Source organism: Rothia nasimurium (assembly GCF_928381415.1).
Classification (GTDB): Bacteria; Actinomycetota; Actinomycetes; order Actinomycetales; family Micrococcaceae; genus Rothia; species Rothia nasimurium_H.
Genome location: NZ_CAKMSF010000008.1, coordinates 37,439 through 52,896, shown reverse-complemented (window position 1 = coordinate 52,896; position 15,458 = coordinate 37,439). Strand labels below are relative to the sequence as shown.

16 protein-coding genes are annotated in these 15,458 nt (G+C 58.7%); 9 read left to right on the top strand and 7 right to left on the bottom strand.

Annotated features, from left to right (window positions below; all coding sequences use genetic code 11):
* Window positions 1–8 precede the first annotated feature (8 nt).
* A complete protein-coding gene (locus L7A20_RS10225) occupies window positions 9–1,142 on the top strand; it encodes a P-loop NTPase (RefSeq protein ID WP_237204597.1) in 1,134 nt (377 codons plus the stop codon).
* Between the two features lie 98 nt (window positions 1,143–1,240).
* Here the strand turns inward: L7A20_RS10225 and L7A20_RS10220 are convergent, their stop codons facing one another.
* Window positions 1,241–1,606, bottom strand: coding sequence for a Sec-independent protein translocase TatB (locus L7A20_RS10220; RefSeq protein WP_135013724.1), 366 nt, complete (start codon window positions 1,604–1,606; stop codon window positions 1,241–1,243).
* 110 nt (window positions 1,607–1,716) lie between these two features.
* Here L7A20_RS10220 and L7A20_RS10215 point away from each other — a divergent pair, with 110 nt between their 5' ends.
* On the top strand, window positions 1,717–2,358 hold the full coding sequence (locus L7A20_RS10215; protein ID WP_237223427.1) for an O-methyltransferase: 642 nt from the start codon (window positions 1,717–1,719) through the stop codon (window positions 2,356–2,358).
* A 56-nt stretch (window positions 2,359–2,414) separates the two neighbouring features.
* Here L7A20_RS10215 and L7A20_RS10210 read toward each other — a convergent pair whose 3' ends face one another.
* The 3 genes from L7A20_RS10210 to L7A20_RS10200 form a co-directional block, all read right to left on the bottom strand.
* A complete protein-coding gene (locus tag L7A20_RS10210; RefSeq protein ID WP_135013726.1) occupies window positions 2,415–2,576 on the bottom strand; it encodes a DUF3117 domain-containing protein in 162 nt (53 codons plus the stop codon).
* A 122-nt stretch (window positions 2,577–2,698) separates the two neighbouring features.
* Window positions 2,699–3,928, bottom strand: a complete 1,230-nt coding sequence (locus L7A20_RS10205) for a hypothetical protein (protein WP_237223425.1) — start codon at window positions 3,926–3,928, stop codon at window positions 2,699–2,701.
* A 92-nt stretch (window positions 3,929–4,020) separates the two neighbouring features.
* The gene (locus L7A20_RS10200; RefSeq protein WP_237223423.1) at window positions 4,021–4,377 is read right to left on the bottom strand and encodes a DivIVA domain-containing protein; all 357 of its coding nucleotides are present in this window, start codon (window positions 4,375–4,377) and stop codon (window positions 4,021–4,023) included.
* Window positions 4,378–4,597: 220 nt separating this feature from the next.
* On the opposite strand from L7A20_RS10200, the gene L7A20_RS10195 reads away from it, so the two are divergent.
* The 4 genes from L7A20_RS10195 to L7A20_RS10180 are packed head-to-tail and all read left to right on the top strand — an operon-like array spanning window position 4,598 to window position 7,844.
* Window positions 4,598–5,326 carry an amino acid ABC transporter ATP-binding protein gene (locus tag L7A20_RS10195; RefSeq protein ID WP_237223484.1) on the top strand — a complete coding sequence of 243 codons (729 nt, stop codon included), beginning with the start codon at window positions 4,598–4,600 and terminating at the stop codon, window positions 5,324–5,326.
* Window positions 5,327–5,338: 12 nt separating this feature from the next.
* The gene (locus L7A20_RS10190) at window positions 5,339–6,187 is read left to right on the top strand and encodes a glutamate ABC transporter substrate-binding protein (RefSeq protein ID WP_237223421.1); all 849 of its coding nucleotides are present in this window, start codon (window positions 5,339–5,341) and stop codon (window positions 6,185–6,187) included.
* 59 nt (window positions 6,188–6,246) lie between these two features.
* On the top strand, window positions 6,247–6,930 hold the full coding sequence (locus L7A20_RS10185) for an amino acid ABC transporter permease (RefSeq protein WP_135013730.1): 684 nt from the start codon (window positions 6,247–6,249) through the stop codon (window positions 6,928–6,930).
* Window positions 6,927–7,844 (top strand): amino acid ABC transporter permease, encoded by a 918-nt coding sequence (locus tag L7A20_RS10180; RefSeq protein ID WP_237223419.1) that lies wholly within the window; start codon window positions 6,927–6,929, stop codon window positions 7,842–7,844. Before L7A20_RS10185 ends, L7A20_RS10180 begins: the two co-directional genes overlap by 4 nt.
* Window positions 7,845–7,941: 97 nt before the next feature.
* On the opposite strand, the gene dapE is transcribed toward L7A20_RS10180, so the two are convergent.
* On the bottom strand, window positions 7,942–9,090 hold the full coding sequence (dapE, locus tag L7A20_RS10175) for a succinyl-diaminopimelate desuccinylase (protein ID WP_237223417.1): 1,149 nt from the start codon (window positions 9,088–9,090) through the stop codon (window positions 7,942–7,944).
* A 50-nt stretch (window positions 9,091–9,140) separates the two neighbouring features.
* Here dapE and dapD point away from each other — a divergent pair, with 50 nt between their 5' ends.
* From dapD to galE, 3 genes are all read left to right on the top strand, one after another.
* Window positions 9,141–10,106: a 2,3,4,5-tetrahydropyridine-2,6-dicarboxylate N-succinyltransferase gene (gene dapD / locus L7A20_RS10170; protein WP_237223483.1), complete on the top strand. Its 966-nt coding sequence runs from the start codon at window positions 9,141–9,143 to the stop codon at window positions 10,104–10,106.
* Between the two features lie 389 nt (window positions 10,107–10,495).
* Window positions 10,496–11,641: a hypothetical protein gene (locus L7A20_RS10165; RefSeq protein WP_237223415.1), complete on the top strand. Its 1,146-nt coding sequence runs from the start codon at window positions 10,496–10,498 to the stop codon at window positions 11,639–11,641.
* A gap of 68 nt (window positions 11,642–11,709) precedes the next feature.
* Entirely contained in the window at window positions 11,710–12,723 is a 1,014-nt protein-coding gene (gene galE / locus L7A20_RS10160) for a UDP-glucose 4-epimerase GalE (RefSeq protein WP_237223413.1), read from the top strand.
* 85 nt (window positions 12,724–12,808) lie between these two features.
* Here galE and L7A20_RS10155 read toward each other — a convergent pair whose 3' ends face one another.
* On the bottom strand, window positions 12,809–14,089 hold the full coding sequence (locus L7A20_RS10155) for a citrate synthase (RefSeq protein WP_237223411.1): 1,281 nt from the start codon (window positions 14,087–14,089) through the stop codon (window positions 12,809–12,811).
* Window positions 14,090–14,315: 226 nt separating this feature from the next.
* Window positions 14,316–15,446 carry a succinyldiaminopimelate transaminase gene (gene dapC / locus L7A20_RS10150; RefSeq protein ID WP_237223409.1) on the bottom strand — a complete coding sequence of 377 codons (1,131 nt, stop codon included), beginning with the start codon at window positions 15,444–15,446 and terminating at the stop codon, window positions 14,316–14,318.
* Window positions 15,447–15,458: the final 12 nt, after the last annotated feature.

Sequence of the window (15,458 nt, the reverse complement as noted above, 5' to 3'; positions counted from 1 at the left end):
TTTACCCCATGCAGACATCACATCTGAATGAGGAGCTGCTTGCAGCTCTTGCAACCGTTATTGACCCTGAGCTGCGCCAGCCCATCACCGAGTTGGGTATGGTCGACCGGGCTGAGCTGACCGGTTCGGTCGCCGATATCAGGGTGCTCCTGACTATCGAGGGCTGCCCCCTACGTTCGACGATTGAGGCGGACGTCCGCGCTGCGGTTTCTGCCCTGGAGCAGGTGAGCGAGGTGCAGCTTGAGATTGGTTATATGAGCCCGGATCAGCGCGCGACCCTGCGCCAGCGTCTTGGCCACACCAAGCAGAACCCCTTTACTGCCCCCGGCTCGCTGACCCGTATCTTTGCGGTAGCTTCGGGTAAGGGCGGGGTCGGCAAGTCCTCTGCGACCGCTAACCTGGCAGCGGCTTGCGCCTCCATGGGTTTGAGCGTTGGCATTATTGACGCCGATGTGCACGGGTTCTCGATTCCCGGGTTGCTGGGCATTACCGCTGGCCCTACCCGCATGGACGACATGATTATTCCGCCGGTGGTTGAGGCCCCTTCGGGTGGCGGTGTCATCAAGGTAATTTCTATAGGTATGTTCGTGAAGCCTGACCAGCCGGTCGCCTGGCGCGGCCCTATGCTGCACCGGGCTCTGGAGCAGTTCCTCACCGACGTGCACTTTGGTCACTTGGATGTGCTCTTCCTCGATCTGCCCCCGGGCACCGGCGATATCGCGATTTCAATGGCCCAGCTGCTGCCCCACGCCGAGATTCTTCTGGTCTCAACCCCGCAGCTGGCCGCCGTGGACGTGGCCCAGCGGGCCGGAACCCTCAGCCTGCAGACCGAGCAGAAGGTGATTGGGGTGCTAGAAAATATGGCCGCCATGCAGCTGCCGGACGGCACCACCCTGCCCCTCTTCGGAGAAGGGGGTGGGGCCGTCCTCACCGAGTCCCTGGGCAGGGCCCTGGGCTACGAGGTGCCCCTGCTGGGGTCGGTACCGCTCGAGGTTGCCCTGCGCGAGGGCGGGGACGCCGGCACCCCGGTGGTCTGGGGTGCGCCCGAGACCGCTGCGGCGCAGGAACTGGTCAAAACCGCCCGGGCCCTGACCCACCGTCCGCGCGGGCTAGCGGGAGCCCCCCTACCCTTTACCGTCTAGCCCCAGACCAAGGGGACCTGATTTTCAAAAAAGGACCGCATATTATGCGGTCCTTTTTTGAAAATCAGGTCCCCTTGGCGAGAGAAAGAGTAAAGAGTTTAGGTGGCCTCAGTATCGAAGGGGGCCCAGGCGCCGCGGGGCAGGCGCACACTCACAGAGGGAGCCGGTGCAGCTGCCGCCTTTTCTTCAAGTTCCTTGCGGCGCTCTTCGTCGTCCTCAGCAAAAGCCTCGCGCACAATGACGCGGGGATCGTACTGGCGGGGGTCGTACTGGCGCCAGTTAATATCGCCCAAGTCGGGGCCGAGAGTTTCTTTGAGGTCGTCCTTAGCGTCAAAGGCCATACGGCGAACCCACTTGATGAAGTCTTTGAGCTGCTGGGCATATTCGGGCATGCGTTCTGGCCCGATGACAACAAACACCAGGATCGCTAGAACGATAAATTCGAGGCCGCTAATTCCAAACACACAAAGAGATTACCAGCTCAGCCCGAGTGTTCGCCCATAAAACGAGCGGGGTTGATTAAGATGTTTTCAGAATCATTCCCGCGCGCACTCATGTGAAGGTGAAGTACTAGGTGAATACTCAGGAACAGGCTCGAAGCTGGGTTTATGCTGAAGAGTTCCCGTTGGAGGCTCCTGCGGTGGCCTCTGCCCGGGCTGGGGCCGAGCGGTTGGACGCCGCCCCCGTCGCCCCGTCGGTAGCTTCCCTGCTTACGGTGCTCGCGGCCGCTACCAAGGCCCAACACGCTGTAGAAATCGGCTGCGGGGCCGGCGTTGCTACGGCCGCCCTGCTCACGGGCTTGGCCCCCGGTGCGGCGTTCACCGCCATCGATATCGATGCCACCCGCTGCCAGGCAACCCGCACTCTGCTGGCAGCTGCCGGTCTTGATAAGAGCCACCGGGTGCGCGTCATCACCGGCGATGCTGCCGAGGTACTCCCCCGCCTCTCAGCAGCCTCCTACGACCTGGCCTTCATTGACGCTGGCAGCCAGCTAGCTGAACAGCTGGTCTACGATACGCTGGCCCTCCTAGAACCTGGCGGGCTCCTGATTCTGCATGACCCGCTGGTGGGCGGGGCTGTTGCGAACCCTACAGCCCGCGATGCCGTGACCGTTTCGGTGCGCTCTGTCTTACACGAGGTGGCGGCCTGTACCGCCGATGTTTTTGTCTCGCTCGTGCACGCGGGTGAGGGTCTTTACCTGGTCTACAAACGCTAAAGCCCCCGCCCCAAACCTGTGTGGTTCGGAGCAGGGGCCGGGCTCAGAGCTGAAGCCTAGACGTTTTCAACGCACTTGCGGATTGCCTCGACTTCTTCTTCGGTGATATCAAGAACCAGGCGGCCGCCACCTTCAACGGGAATGCGCATGACGATGCTGCGCCCTTCGCGCACGATTTCGAGGGGGCCGTCGCCGGTGCGTGGTTTCTGAGCTGCCATCTTGGTTCTCCTTCAACGAGGGTTGGTCTGCGGTTTCTCGGCTTCTGTTGCCGGTCTCACCTTCTTTTAATCATAGTGCTTAGTGGCTCACTTCTGGCGTTTTTGGGTGGAAACTTACAGGTTTAGGGCGGGTAGTCCCCGCCGCCGGGTAGCTGCTTCCAGTGCCAGAGCCAGCCGACCCAGCCAAATTGCAGGGTTGCTCCGCTAAGAATCAGCAGCCAGCGGTAGGCCCGCGAAGCGGATAGGGCCACGAGGGGCAGAAGGAGCGGGAAGAGGGGCAGCAGTAGGCGGAAGGTGGAGGACTGCGGGTTGAAGAAGGCCAGCATATACACCGCGTAGGCAGCACACCAGGTGATGAGCGCCGGGTGGAGTACCCGCCGGGTCACGGGAGCCAGCAGGGCCAGCAAGTAGGCGCCCAGTAGCAGGATAAGGACGAGGGGGCCCAGCATCTGCCCCAGGTAGAGCTGGCTCTGGGTGTACCAGGGCATAAAGGGCAGAACGTGCTCCCCGCCAGCTCTCCACGCGGCCTCGGTCGCGGTGTAGGCGTCGATACGCCCGGTGGACGCCCAGGCGATGGCCGGGTGGATAAAGGCGAAAGCACATACGGCCAGGGCAGAGGCCAGCTGCGGGGCGGTCGCTTTCAAGGCGCTCAGCAGGTTCTCAGCGCGAGCCTGCTGAACCCAGCACACGAACCACCAAATTCCAACCACGGCTCCCAGGGGCACGCCCACAGGGCGGGACAGGGCCGCCCCAAGGGCCGGAAGAAGCAGAAGCACATAGCGTTGCTGTACCAGCCAGTAGAGGGCCCAGGCCAGGAAGAAGAGGCCGGTTGCCTCGGCATAGCCGGTTTGCAGAATCGGTGCAACGGCGCAGAAGCTGACGGCAGCGGTTGCCCACAGGGCGGTTGTCTCTAGCTCAGTGTCCCGGTGGGCAGTAGCGCCCCCGGTAGCTGCCCCGCGCACCTGTAGGCTGGTTTCAAAGAGCCGGTAGATAAACCAGGCTGCCCCAAAGCCAAACAGCAGGGAAACGGTGGGGGCTACTAGCTGGTAGCTCAGGCCGGTCATGCTACTGACGGCACCGTTGATGAGGGGGTAAAGGGGATAAAAAGCCCACTCGTTTTGAGCAACGTGACCGTTGGCGTCCATGGGGAGAACCGCAGGGTAGCCGCCAGCGGCTATCTTGGCGTACCAGTCGGCGTCCCAAATAGTGACAAACTCTAGGTAGCCCATCGCGCTATTTTTCCAGGGACTAAAGGTTTGGTGCAGACCCACGGACGCGAAGATAAACCAACCCCAGAGTCGGCTTGCCCCATAGATGAGGGCTACCCGCAGGCTGATGGGCAGTCCGGTCAAGACGAGAACTCCCCGGCTAACGGTTACGCTCAGAGTAGCGGCAACACGGTCCAGTAGACTGCCCGGAGGCAGTGCGGACGGACGCCCCACCCCTAGCCTTCCCCACGCAGGTCGGGGGTGGCGTCCTGACTCTGCCCACCGCGCAGGGCTTCAAGCTCCTGGCGCAGGCGACTGTTCTCAGCAACTACCTTAGCCAGCACACCGTCCACTTCATCGCGGTTATAGCCCAAAGCCGAGGTTGCAAAACGGATCTGTCCCAGCTCCTCCGCGTCGGGGCGATCCGAAAGAATGAGCGGCGGCTCAGCGGCAGGAACCAGCGCTACGCCGTCCTTGCTTGCCGCCTCGATAGCCTTCCGCCCCGGAATCAAGCGGTCAGTACCCAGCACCGCGCACCCGGCCATCACCGCCGCCAGCACCACAAAGGTCACCGCAACCAGTAGATAATTCATACCGTCCTCCCGCAGGAGCCAAGCCCTTTCGCCCAGCGCCCCTCAACAAAACCCAACAAATATGACTGTAAAAACACGACACCCCGTGTAACAAGTTGTTTACCTTACAGGGGGTAAGGTAAGGCACATACACCATTTGGTTTGTGCCACAGCACCTCCATGCTACCGGTGCACGCACTGAATCCACCACAAGAGAGGAAGCCCAGTGACTACTGACGCACTGGTTCAGCTCACCCACGTCAACAAGCACTACGGTGAGAACCACGTCCTCAAGGACATCAACCTTTCCATCGGCAAGGGCGAGGTTGTCGTCCTCCTCGGCCCTTCAGGCTCCGGCAAGTCAACCCTCTGCCGCACCATCAACCGTCTTGAAACCATCACCGACGGCACCATCACCATCGACGGCAAAAAACTGCCCGAAGAAGGTAAGGAACTCGCCAACCTACGCGCAGAAGTCGGCATGGTCTTCCAGTCCTTCAACCTCTTCGCCCACAAGACCATCCTCGAAAACGTCACCCTGGGCCCCCGCAAGGTACGCGGCATGGGCAAGGCCGAAGCCGAAGAACTGGCCATGAGCCTGCTCAAGAAGGTTGGCGTCGATAACCAGGCCTCCAAGATGCCCGCCCAGCTCTCCGGTGGCCAGCAGCAGCGCGTCGCTATCGCCCGTGCGCTCGCCATGAAGCCCAAGGTCATGCTCTTCGACGAGCCCACCAGCGCTCTTGACCCCGAAATGGTCAACGAAGTACTCGACACCATGGTCTCCCTGGCCCGCGAAGGCATGACCATGATCGTGGTAACCCACGAAATGGGCTTCGCCCGCAAGGCAGCAGACCGTATCGTCTTCCTGGCCGACGGCGAAATCGTCGAAGAAGCCACCCCCGACCAGTTCTTCACCAACCCCCAGTCAGACCGCGCCAAGGACTTCCTGGGTAAGATCCTGGGTCACTAAGGACGGCCAGCCATGAATCTCTCCCGCGCCAAAGCAAAGGCCGCAGCCTGCACCGCCCTGCTCGCCACCGGCGTCCTCGCGCTCTCCGGTTGCTCTGCCACCGGCAGCGAAGACACCATCCGCATCGGCATCAAGTACGACCAGCCCGGCCTGGGCTACCAGGACGGACGCGACTACACCGGCTTCGACACCGACGTAGCCCGCTACGTTGCAGCTGAACTCGGCTACTCCGAAGAGCAGATCGAATGGGTCGAAGCCCCCAGCGCCAACCGCGAAAACATGCTCACCAACAACCAGGTAGACATGATTTTTGCGACCTACTCCATCACCGAAAAGCGACTCAAAACCGTCGACTTCGCTGGCCCCTACTTCGTCGCTGGCCAGGACCTGCTGGTCCAGGCAGAGAACACCGACATCACCGGCCCCGAATCTCTTGCCGGGAAGAACCTGTGCTCCGTCACCGGCTCAACCAGTGCAAAGAAGATCCAGGACAAGTACTCATCAGAGGTCCAGCTGGTTCAGCAGAACTCCTACTCTGACTGCGTCGTCGCCCTCAACGCCGGCATGGTCGATGCTGTGACCACCGACGACATTATCCTGGCGGGCCTCGCCTCTACCAAGGCTAACCAGGGCGAGCTCAAGCTCGTTGGCAACACCTTCTCCACCGAAAACTACGGTGTCGGCCTGCCCAAGGGATCTGACAAGTGCGCCGCCATCAACGCAGCCATCAACAAGATGGTCGAAACCGGCGCCTGGGAAGAAGCCATCAAAAAGAACGTAGGTGCCGCTAACTACACCTACAACGCCGAGCTGAACCCGCCCGTCCTCACCGACGCCTGCGCCACCGTTGACGCTAAATAAGACCGCAACGCCCAGCGCACCTTCACCACACCACAATCTTTCAACCATCGGAGGCTTTCATGTCGTTCTCTGAACAGCTCTCCACGCTCTTTGCCACCTACGACGTCATCGGCGCCTTCTGGACCAATATCCAGCTGACTTTCTGGGCAGCCATCGGATCTTTCGTCCTCGGCTCTCTGCTGGCACTTATGCGTATCTCGCCTGTGCCCTCCCTACGCTGGGCGGGTACCGCCTACGTGCACCTGGTCCGCAACACCCCGCTGACCATTCTGATGACCCTGGCAATCCTGGGCGTGTGGACCCAGTTCCAGCTCTCGCTAGCAACCAGCTTTGAGTGGAACTTCTTTATCTACGCCGTCATCGTTCTTGCCATCTACCACGCGGCCTTCGTCTGTGAGGCCATCCGCTCCGGCGTCAATACCGTTCCCGTTGGCCAGGCTGAAGCAGCCCGCGCCATCGGCCTGGGCTTCCTGCCCACCGCCCGCTACGTGATTTTCCCGCAGGCTCTACGCGGCTCCATCACCCCGCTGGGCAACACCCTGATTGCGCTAGCCAAGAACACCACCGTAGCCACCGTAGCCTCAGTCGCTGAGGCATCCGGCATGATGAAGTCCATGATTGAGTTCAACTCAGACCTCATCTTCATGATCTTCTTCGTCTTCGCCATGGGCTTTGTGATTATTGTTGTCCCCATCGGCCTGCTAACCACCTGGGCCTCTCGTAAACTGGCGGTGAAGCGATGAGCAAGCGTATGACCTCAACCTCGGTACTCTTTGACGTACCCGGCCCCAAGGCCCGTGCCCGAACCCGCATCTTCAACATCGTGGCTCTTGTGCTCTTGGCGGCAGGCTTTGCCTACATCATGATGGTGATGAACCGCCAGGGCCAGCTGGAAGCCGATAAGTGGACTTCCCTCTTCTCGGGTAACCTCTGGGCCAACTACATTCTGCCCGCCCTCTGGAAGACCCTCTCAGCAGCCCTGATCTCTGTGGTCACCTCGGTGGCTTTCGGTCTCTTCTTCGGTCTGGCCCGCCTGTCACCCAATAAGGCCGTGCGAGCCTTCGGTACCGTGGTCGTGGAGTTCTTCCGCGCCGTTCCCGTGCTGATGATGATGATTTTCTTCTGGCTCTTTTTGGGCAAACTCAACCTCTTTGCCCCCTCACAGCTGCCCTTTATCGCCGTGGTTCTGGGTCTGACCCTCTACAACGGCTCGGTCATCGCTGAGCTTCTGCGCTCCGGTGTTCAGCAGCTACCCAAGGGCCAGGGTGAAGCCGGTCTGGCTATCGGTCTGACCCCCTGGAAGGTTCTGACCCTGATTCTGGTACCCCAGGCCCTGACCGCCATGATGCCCTCGCTGCTCTCGCAGTTTGTGGTCATTCTCAAGGACACCGCCCTGGGCTACATCATCTCCTACCCCGAGCTGCTGGCTGCCGCCCGCCGCTTCGGTTCCGGTGAAGGCAACATCCTACAGATGCTCTTGTTGGCCGCCCTGATCTTCGTGGTCATCAACTTCGCCCTGACCCTCTTCGCCGAGTGGCTGGCTAAGTACATGAGCTCCCGCTCCGACGTAGAGATCAAGCACGCCGACGGTGTGCCCGGTGAAGTGGACGAAGCCCGCCCCAAGACCGAGCTGATGTTCAAGATTCCCAAGCACTAGCGTCCGCACCTGCGACACTTACCCAAGGGGACCTGAAAATTTTGAAGGGACCGCATATTATGCGGTCCCTTTGAAGTTTTGTGGTCCCTTTGTGGGGTTAGGACGCCGTCAGCCAGCTTTCCAGCGCCGTATAGCAGGTACGCACCTCGGAGGCTTTAACGTGCTCGTTATCGGTATGGGCCAGCAGGGCGTCGCCGGGCCCGAAGTTCACGGCGGGAATACCGATTTCGCTGAAGCGGGCGACGTCCGTCCACCCGTACTTGGGCTTGGGGGCCTGCCCGACCGACTCGATCAGTGACCTAGACAGCGGAGCGTCCAAGCCGGGGCGGGCCGCTGATGAAAGGTCCACGAAATCCAGCTCGTAGCCCTCAAAAACCTCGTGCAGATGCGCGACGGCTTCATCCAGGGTCTTATTGGGGGCAAAACGGTAGTTGATGTGGACGCCCGCGTCATCGGGAATTACGTTCCCCGCGACCCCGCCTGAAATCTGCACGGCGTTGAGCCCCTCGCGGTAGGCCAGACCCTCAACCTCATAGGTGGCAGGCTGATAAGCGGCAAGACGCCCCAGCACGTCCGCCATCTTGTGGATAGCGTTGACGCCCTTCCAGGCGCGACCCGAATGGGCAGCGACACCCGAGGTGCGAATCCAGAAGCGGATGGTGCCGTTGCAGCCGCCCTCAATGGTGCCGTCGGTGGGCTCCAGGAGCACGGCAAAGGCCGCATCGGTCAGCTTCTCCCGGTGGTTGCGCATCAGGCGGGCAAGCCCTGAGAGCTCTGAGGCAACCTCTTCGTTGTCGTAGAAGACGTAGGTGATATCGTAGCGGGGTTCTTTCAGACGTGCAGCTAGGGCTAGCTGCACGGCAACCCCGCCCTTCATGTCCACGGCGCCGCGGCCGTAAAGAACCCGCTCCCCCGCTCCCTCAGACCAAGAGGCGGGGACAGTGCCGCGTGAGCCCTCGCTACGGGGCAGGGGCACCGTATCTAGGTGACCTGCCAGCACAATGCGGGTATCCCGGCCCAGGTTAGTGCGGGCGATGATGGCATCGCCGTCGCGGGTTATCTCTAAGCCGCCGATCCCCTCAAGGGCCGCCTGAACGGCGTCCGCCAGGCGCACCTCGGCGCCAGAAACAGAATAAATATTGAGCAGGTCAGCAGTGAGATCTTCAACGGGCTGGGTTAGGTTCAGGACGCCGGGGCCCACCTGAGCGAACTCAGCGGCCTGGGCGAGGGTAGGGTTCTTGATCATAGTTCCACCATACAAGCAGATAGCGCCCCGCACCCGCCTGATTCCGTAGACTGGTAGGCATGACTGAAAACAACACCCGTGTAGCATCCGGCTTGGGCCTGGCCACCGTCGTCGCCTCCGGCGAGAACGAAGGCACCGTACTCGATGTCTGGTACCCCGCCCCCGCCCTCACCGACACCCCCGACGACTCCGTAGCAGCCGACCTCGAAGCCCTGGTCGAAGCCGACGAAGACCGCAACGTCGTGCGTGAGCTGGTCAACGTCACCATCAACCTCGACGAGGCCCCCGCCAACGCAGCGGACGCCTACCTGCGCCTGCACCTGCTCTCCCACACCCTGGTTGCCCCCAACACCATCAACCTCGACGGTCTCTTTGGTGCTCTCGCCAACGTCGCCTGGACCAACTTCGGCCCCGTCCTGGCTAGCGAATTCAACACCGTCTCGCTGAAGCTGCGTCGCCGCGGCGCCCTGGTCGTCACCCACGTCGACAAGTTCCCCCGCATGATTGACTACGTCGTGCCCGCCGGTGTTCGTATCGGTGATGCCGACCGCGTCCGCCTGGGTGCCCACCTGGCCGCAGGCACCACCGTCATGCACGAAGGCTTCGTCAATTTCAACGCCGGTACCCTCGGTGAATCCATGGTTGAGGGCCGAATCTCCCAGGGCGTTGTCATTGGCAACGGCACCGACATCGGCGGTGGCGCCTCCACCATGGGCACCTTGTCTGGTGGCGGCACCCAGCGTGTCTCCATCGGCGAGCGCTCCCTACTCGGCGCTGAAGCCGGTATCGGCATTGCCCTGGGCGATGACTGCGTGGTTGAAGCTGGCCTGTACGTCACCGCTGGCTCCCGCGTGACCGTCCTCAACCCCGGTGCTGAGCCCAAGGTCGTCAAGGCCCTGGAACTCTCAGGTGTCAACAACCTGCTCTTCCGCCGCAACTCCGTAACCGGCGCTATCGAGGTGCTACCCCGCGCCAACAACACCGTGGAACTGAACTCAGAGCTGCACGCTAACTAGGTATTTACATCTTTGCACTTGGTGCTTCCATATAAATAAGGAAGCACCAATTTTATATTTGATATTTACAGACACTTACACATAACAGGAAAACGCAAAATTCAATAATTCACCAGAGCAATTTTACAATAGACTTTCGCATGGATGTGATAGGTATCAAATAGTGCAAAACAAATGAAGGGGTTGCTTAAATTGTTACCCCTGATCCAAAATTAATTTCATAATTAAAACTAATAAATTTCCGATACTAAATAAAAACCCTCACAGCACCTCCTAGCTATTGGAATTCAAAATTTTCATCCACTTTTATTAGCACCCATCGAAATATTGGGATTAAAATGAAAAAAATAGTCTCGAATCCACCCAAAAACTCCAAACAAAAAATGTTCTTGGAAATTATCAATGATTTCAACCAAGATATATCAGATTCAATCAATGCCAGCATCCTGCTAACATTGGGGCTCGGGGGGAAAATTGGCCCCCTCCCTCTAATATACGATGATCTCCAAAAAGAAGTAGACAAATTAGTAACTTGGAAAAGATTTTCACGAGAAGTAAATTTCAATAAAGCACTAAACAACTGGTCGAACAGAACCTTATACTACCGAGCTCACGCAAAATGGGAACACACATACGGCAAAAGATGCGCAGAGATTGATAATAGGAAATACAACCTATCTGCCCCCATACGTTACGTTCCCTCGTTTATCATCGAAAGCCAGCCCGTGAGGAATACACTAATGCACGGACTGTTTTTAAATAATTCGCACGGAAGCTTTGAAATTAAACCCTCCCCCAAGGCGCAGAGAGAAGAGATGTTAGAATTGAAAAAAATTGCATCTCTTATCAACAAGCCTGAACTATTCATAACATCATCTAGCTCTAGCTCTAGCTCTAGCTCTAGCTCTAGCTCTAGCTCTAGCTCTAGCTCTAGCTCTAGCTCTAGCTCTAGCTCTAGCTCTACAAGTAAATCAAAAAATGGGCCTGCAAAAAATAGCACAACCTCTATCGACAGACAGACTGATTCTAGAATTATAGAAATGTCTCATCTCTTAGGATTTTTCATCGCTATCGCAAGAGCCAGCACCAGCGTCCTAGAAAAAATTGCTAAAATTGATACTACAATAAAAAATTTATCATTTAAAACTCCAGCGAACCTCGACATAAAATATGAGTCAACATATTCCGTGAATGAGCTCCTCAAGGATAGCCAAGCAGAGAGCGACATCGTCCAATGGTTTTATTACTCTACAATAGTTAATTTTATACAATTTTGGGAAAATACTTACCGTAAATATTTTGCGCAAGAGTACGCCCCAGGCAAAAAAGTTCGACAAATACAATCAAGCTTCTTCTTTCATTTAACAAAAATAAGAAACTCGATAGTCCATGAAGATGGCTATCATGCAGATCCTGCTCATGCAAATTTCTTCTCAATACCTATAAGTACTGAAGGAAGGTATATCATTGGGTTCAAAGAACTTATGAATATATTTAATAAAGATATCGATATTAAGATTAATCCGAATATTTGATATATCTCGCCTATTCGAGATTCTCAATGTAAGCTAGAAAGAACACCAATCGTCTACTAGGGGAAAACGTGAAGATTCTCGTTACCGGCGGAGCTGGCTACATCGGCTCCCACACCGTACTCGAACTGCTCCAGGCAGGCCACGAGGTAACCGTTATGGACAACCTCTCAAACTCCTCCATGGAGTCCCTGGCCCGCGTTGAAGAACTCACCGGTAAGACCGTGGAGTTCCGTAAGGTTGACCTACTGGATCTCCCCGAGATGAAGCAGCTGTTCAACCTGGTCAAACCCGACGCTGTGATTCACTTTGCCGGTCTTAAGGCCGTGGGCGAGTCCGCCGAAAAGCCCCTGTGGTACTACCAGACCAACGTCGCTGGAACCCTCAACCTGCTCTACGCTATGGAAGACGCAGGCTGCCACTCCATCGTCTTCTCATCGTCTGCAACCGTCTACGGCGAACCCGAGTCTATGCCGCTGACCGAGAAGCTGAACATGGACGCCCAGTCCTGCTACGGCCGCACCAAGGAACACATCGAGGATATGCTCATTGACCTGGCGGCCTCAGATTCTAAGTGGAACATCGCCCTGCTGCGCTACTTCAACCCGGTAGGTGCCCACGAGTCCGGCCGCATCGGTGAAGACCCGGCCGGCATCCCCAACAACCTGGTACCCTTCATCGCCCAGGTCGCTGTGGGTCGCCGCGAATACCTCAATGTTTTCGGCAACGACTACCCCACCGTCGACGGCACCGGCGTGCGCGACTACATTCACGTCGTTGACCTGGCGGACGGCCACCTCAAGGCCCTGGATTACATCACCGCCCACGGCGGCCTGCACACCTGGAACCTGGGTACCGGTAACGGCTACTCGGTTCTTGAGGTTCTGCACGCTTTTGAGAAGGCTGCGGGTAAGGAGCTGCCCTACAAGATTGTGGACCGCCGCCCCGGCGATGTGGCTGTTTCCTACGCCGACCCTGCTGCTGCCCTAGCGGATCTGGGGTGGTCTGCTACCCGCGATATCGACACTATGGTGCGCGATCACTGGAACTGGCAGAAAAATAACCCCCAGGGCTACGAAGCATAACGGGTAGCCCCTAAAGCCAAGCCCCGGCGTCCTTATCTCCACAGAGGTAAGGACGCCGGGGCTTAGTGATGCGCTGCCTGGCAGCTTATCGTTCGGGGTAGTGGCGTTCAGCTTCGCCGATGTAGACCTGGCGGGGGCGACCGATCTTGCGGTCGGGGTCCTGGATACCTTCGGTCCACTGGGCGATCCAGCCGGGGAGGCGGCCCAGTGCGAAGAGGACGGTGAACATGTGCTCGGGGAAGCCCATGGCCTTGTAGATGAGACCGGTGTAGAAGTCTACGTTGGGGTAGAGCTTACGTTCGATGAAGTAGTCGTCGTTGAGGGCCTTCTCTTCGAGACGCTTGGCGATATCGAGCAGTTCGTTGTTGCCACCGATGGATTCGAGGATTTCGTCTGCGGTCTTCTTGACGATACGAGCGCGGGGGTCGTAGTTCTTGTAGACGCGGTGGCCGAAGCCCATGAGGCGGACGCCGTCTTCCTTGTTCTTGACCTTCTCCATGAAGTCTTCGGGGCTGATGCCGTCCTTCTGAATCTGGTTGAGCATCTTGAGCACTGCCTCGTTAGCGCCGCCGTGCAGGGGGCCGTAGAGGGCGTTGATGCCGGCTGAGACGGAGGCGAACATGTTGGCGTTTGAGGAGCCGACCAGTCGCACGGTGGAGGTGGAGCAGTTCTGCTCGTGGTCTGCGTGCAGGAGCAGCAGCAGATCGAGAGCCTTGGCGTGCAGGGGGTTGACCTCGTATTCCTCGGTGGGGAAGCCGAAGCACATGCGCAGGAAGTTCTCGGTGTAGTTGAGCTCGTTCTTGGGGTAGATGGAGGGCTCGCCCTTGGACTTCTTGTAGGCGTAGGCTGCCAGGGTGGGCACCTTGGAGAGCAGGCGGTAGGTTGAGATTTCTACCTGACGGGGGTCGAAGGGGTCGAGGGAGTCAGAGTAGAAGGTCGACATGGCTGAGACGCTGGATGCGAGGACGGCCATGGGGTGGGCGTCGCGGGGGAAGCCGCGGAAAAAGAATTTGAAGTCTTCGTGCACCATGGTGTGGCGGCGAATCATCTGGTCGAAGTCTTCAAGCTGGGCGGGGGTGGGCAGTTCCCCGTAGATAAGCAGGTAGGCGGTTTCGATGAAGCTGGATTTTTCTGCCAGCTCTTCGATGGGGTAGCCGCGGTAGCGCAGGATGCCGGCGTCACCGTCGATGTAGGTGATAGCTGACTTGGCGTTTGCGGTGTTCATGAAGCCCGGGTCGTAGGCTACCTTACCGGTTTCTTTGAGCATGCCTGCAACTTCGAAGGCACCGTTACCTTCGGTTGCTTCTACTGCGGGCAGGGGCAGTTCTTTGCCGTCATAGCTCAGCAGCGCTTTGTTCTCAGTCATTGTGTTCCTCCTGTCATACGAGGCAACGTACGTGCTGTGTGATGAAGTGGGATTCTAAAAAAGGACGGTGCGGCTTTCGCGGGGTGGTGGAAGGCCGCACCGTGCACGTACGCACGTCATCTATGGTCTACATTACAGCAGAATAATGCGCGGGGTCACATTGGTGTGCGTTCAGAAGCTACATTACGTTCTTTAGCTGAGCTTATTTGACATTAACAGTTTTGCTTTACTCTGACAGTCGGGCAGCGGCACGGGAAATGTCGTCATCTGAGCCGGTCAGGGCGATGCGCACATAGCCCTCACCTGCGGTTCCGTAGAAAACGCCGGGGCCAATCACGATACCCTTGTCTGCAAAGCGCTGGACGGTAGCCCAGGTATCCTCCCCCGCTGTAGCCCACAGGTAGAGCCCGGCCTCGGAGTGCTCTACGGTCAGGCCGAAGCGCTCAAGAGCCGGCAGCAGGGCCTCGCGGCGAGCCCGGTAAAGGTCCTTCTGGGTTTCAACGTGGGCGTCGTCTGAGAGGGCAGCGGTCATAGCGACCTGCACGGGGGCAGGCACAATCATGCCGGCATATTTACGAGAGTTGACCAGATTGGCCATGATCCCAGCATCACCGGCGATAAAAGCCCCGCGGTAGCCAGCGAAGTTGGACTGCTTAGAAAGAGAGTAAGCTGCCAGCACCAGGTCCTGGCTTTCGCCGCAGACGCGGGGGTCAAGGACGGAGGGCACCGGCTTCCCACCGCGGGCAGCGTCCCATTCTCCCCAGCCCAGTTCTGCGTAGCACTCGTCGGAGGCAACCACGGCACCCAGGGCACGGGCGTCCTCAACTATCTTTTTCAGCTCATCCACATCGCGCACAATGCCGGTGGGGTTGGCCGGCGAGTTAATCCATACCAGGCGGACGCGGGCACGGGTCGCCTCATCGAGCTCGTCCAGGGAGTCAGCGGCCACGGGGGTTGCACCGGCGAGCTGGGCACCGATGTCGTAGGTAGGGTAGGCAACGGTGGGGCGGACGACCAGGTCCCCCTCCCCCAGGCCCAGCAGGAAGGGAAGCCAGGCAACAAGCTCCTTCGAGCCGATAGTGGGCATGACCTGGTCGGTGGTCAGCCCGGGCACGCCGCGGCGGCGGTCGAACCAGTCAACGATAGCCTGACGCAGGGTAAGGGTACCGTGGGTCGTGGGGTAGCCGTGGGCGTCGGTGGCACCGGCCAGGGCATCACGGATAACTGAGGGGGTAGGGTCAACCGGGGTTCCAATAGAAAGGTTAATGAGTCCCTCGGGGTGGGCTTCAGCGGTAGCCCGGTAGGGGGCCATGGTGTCCCAGGGGTAGTCGGGCAGGTCGAGGCCAAATTCGCGCATGGTCTGCTTTCT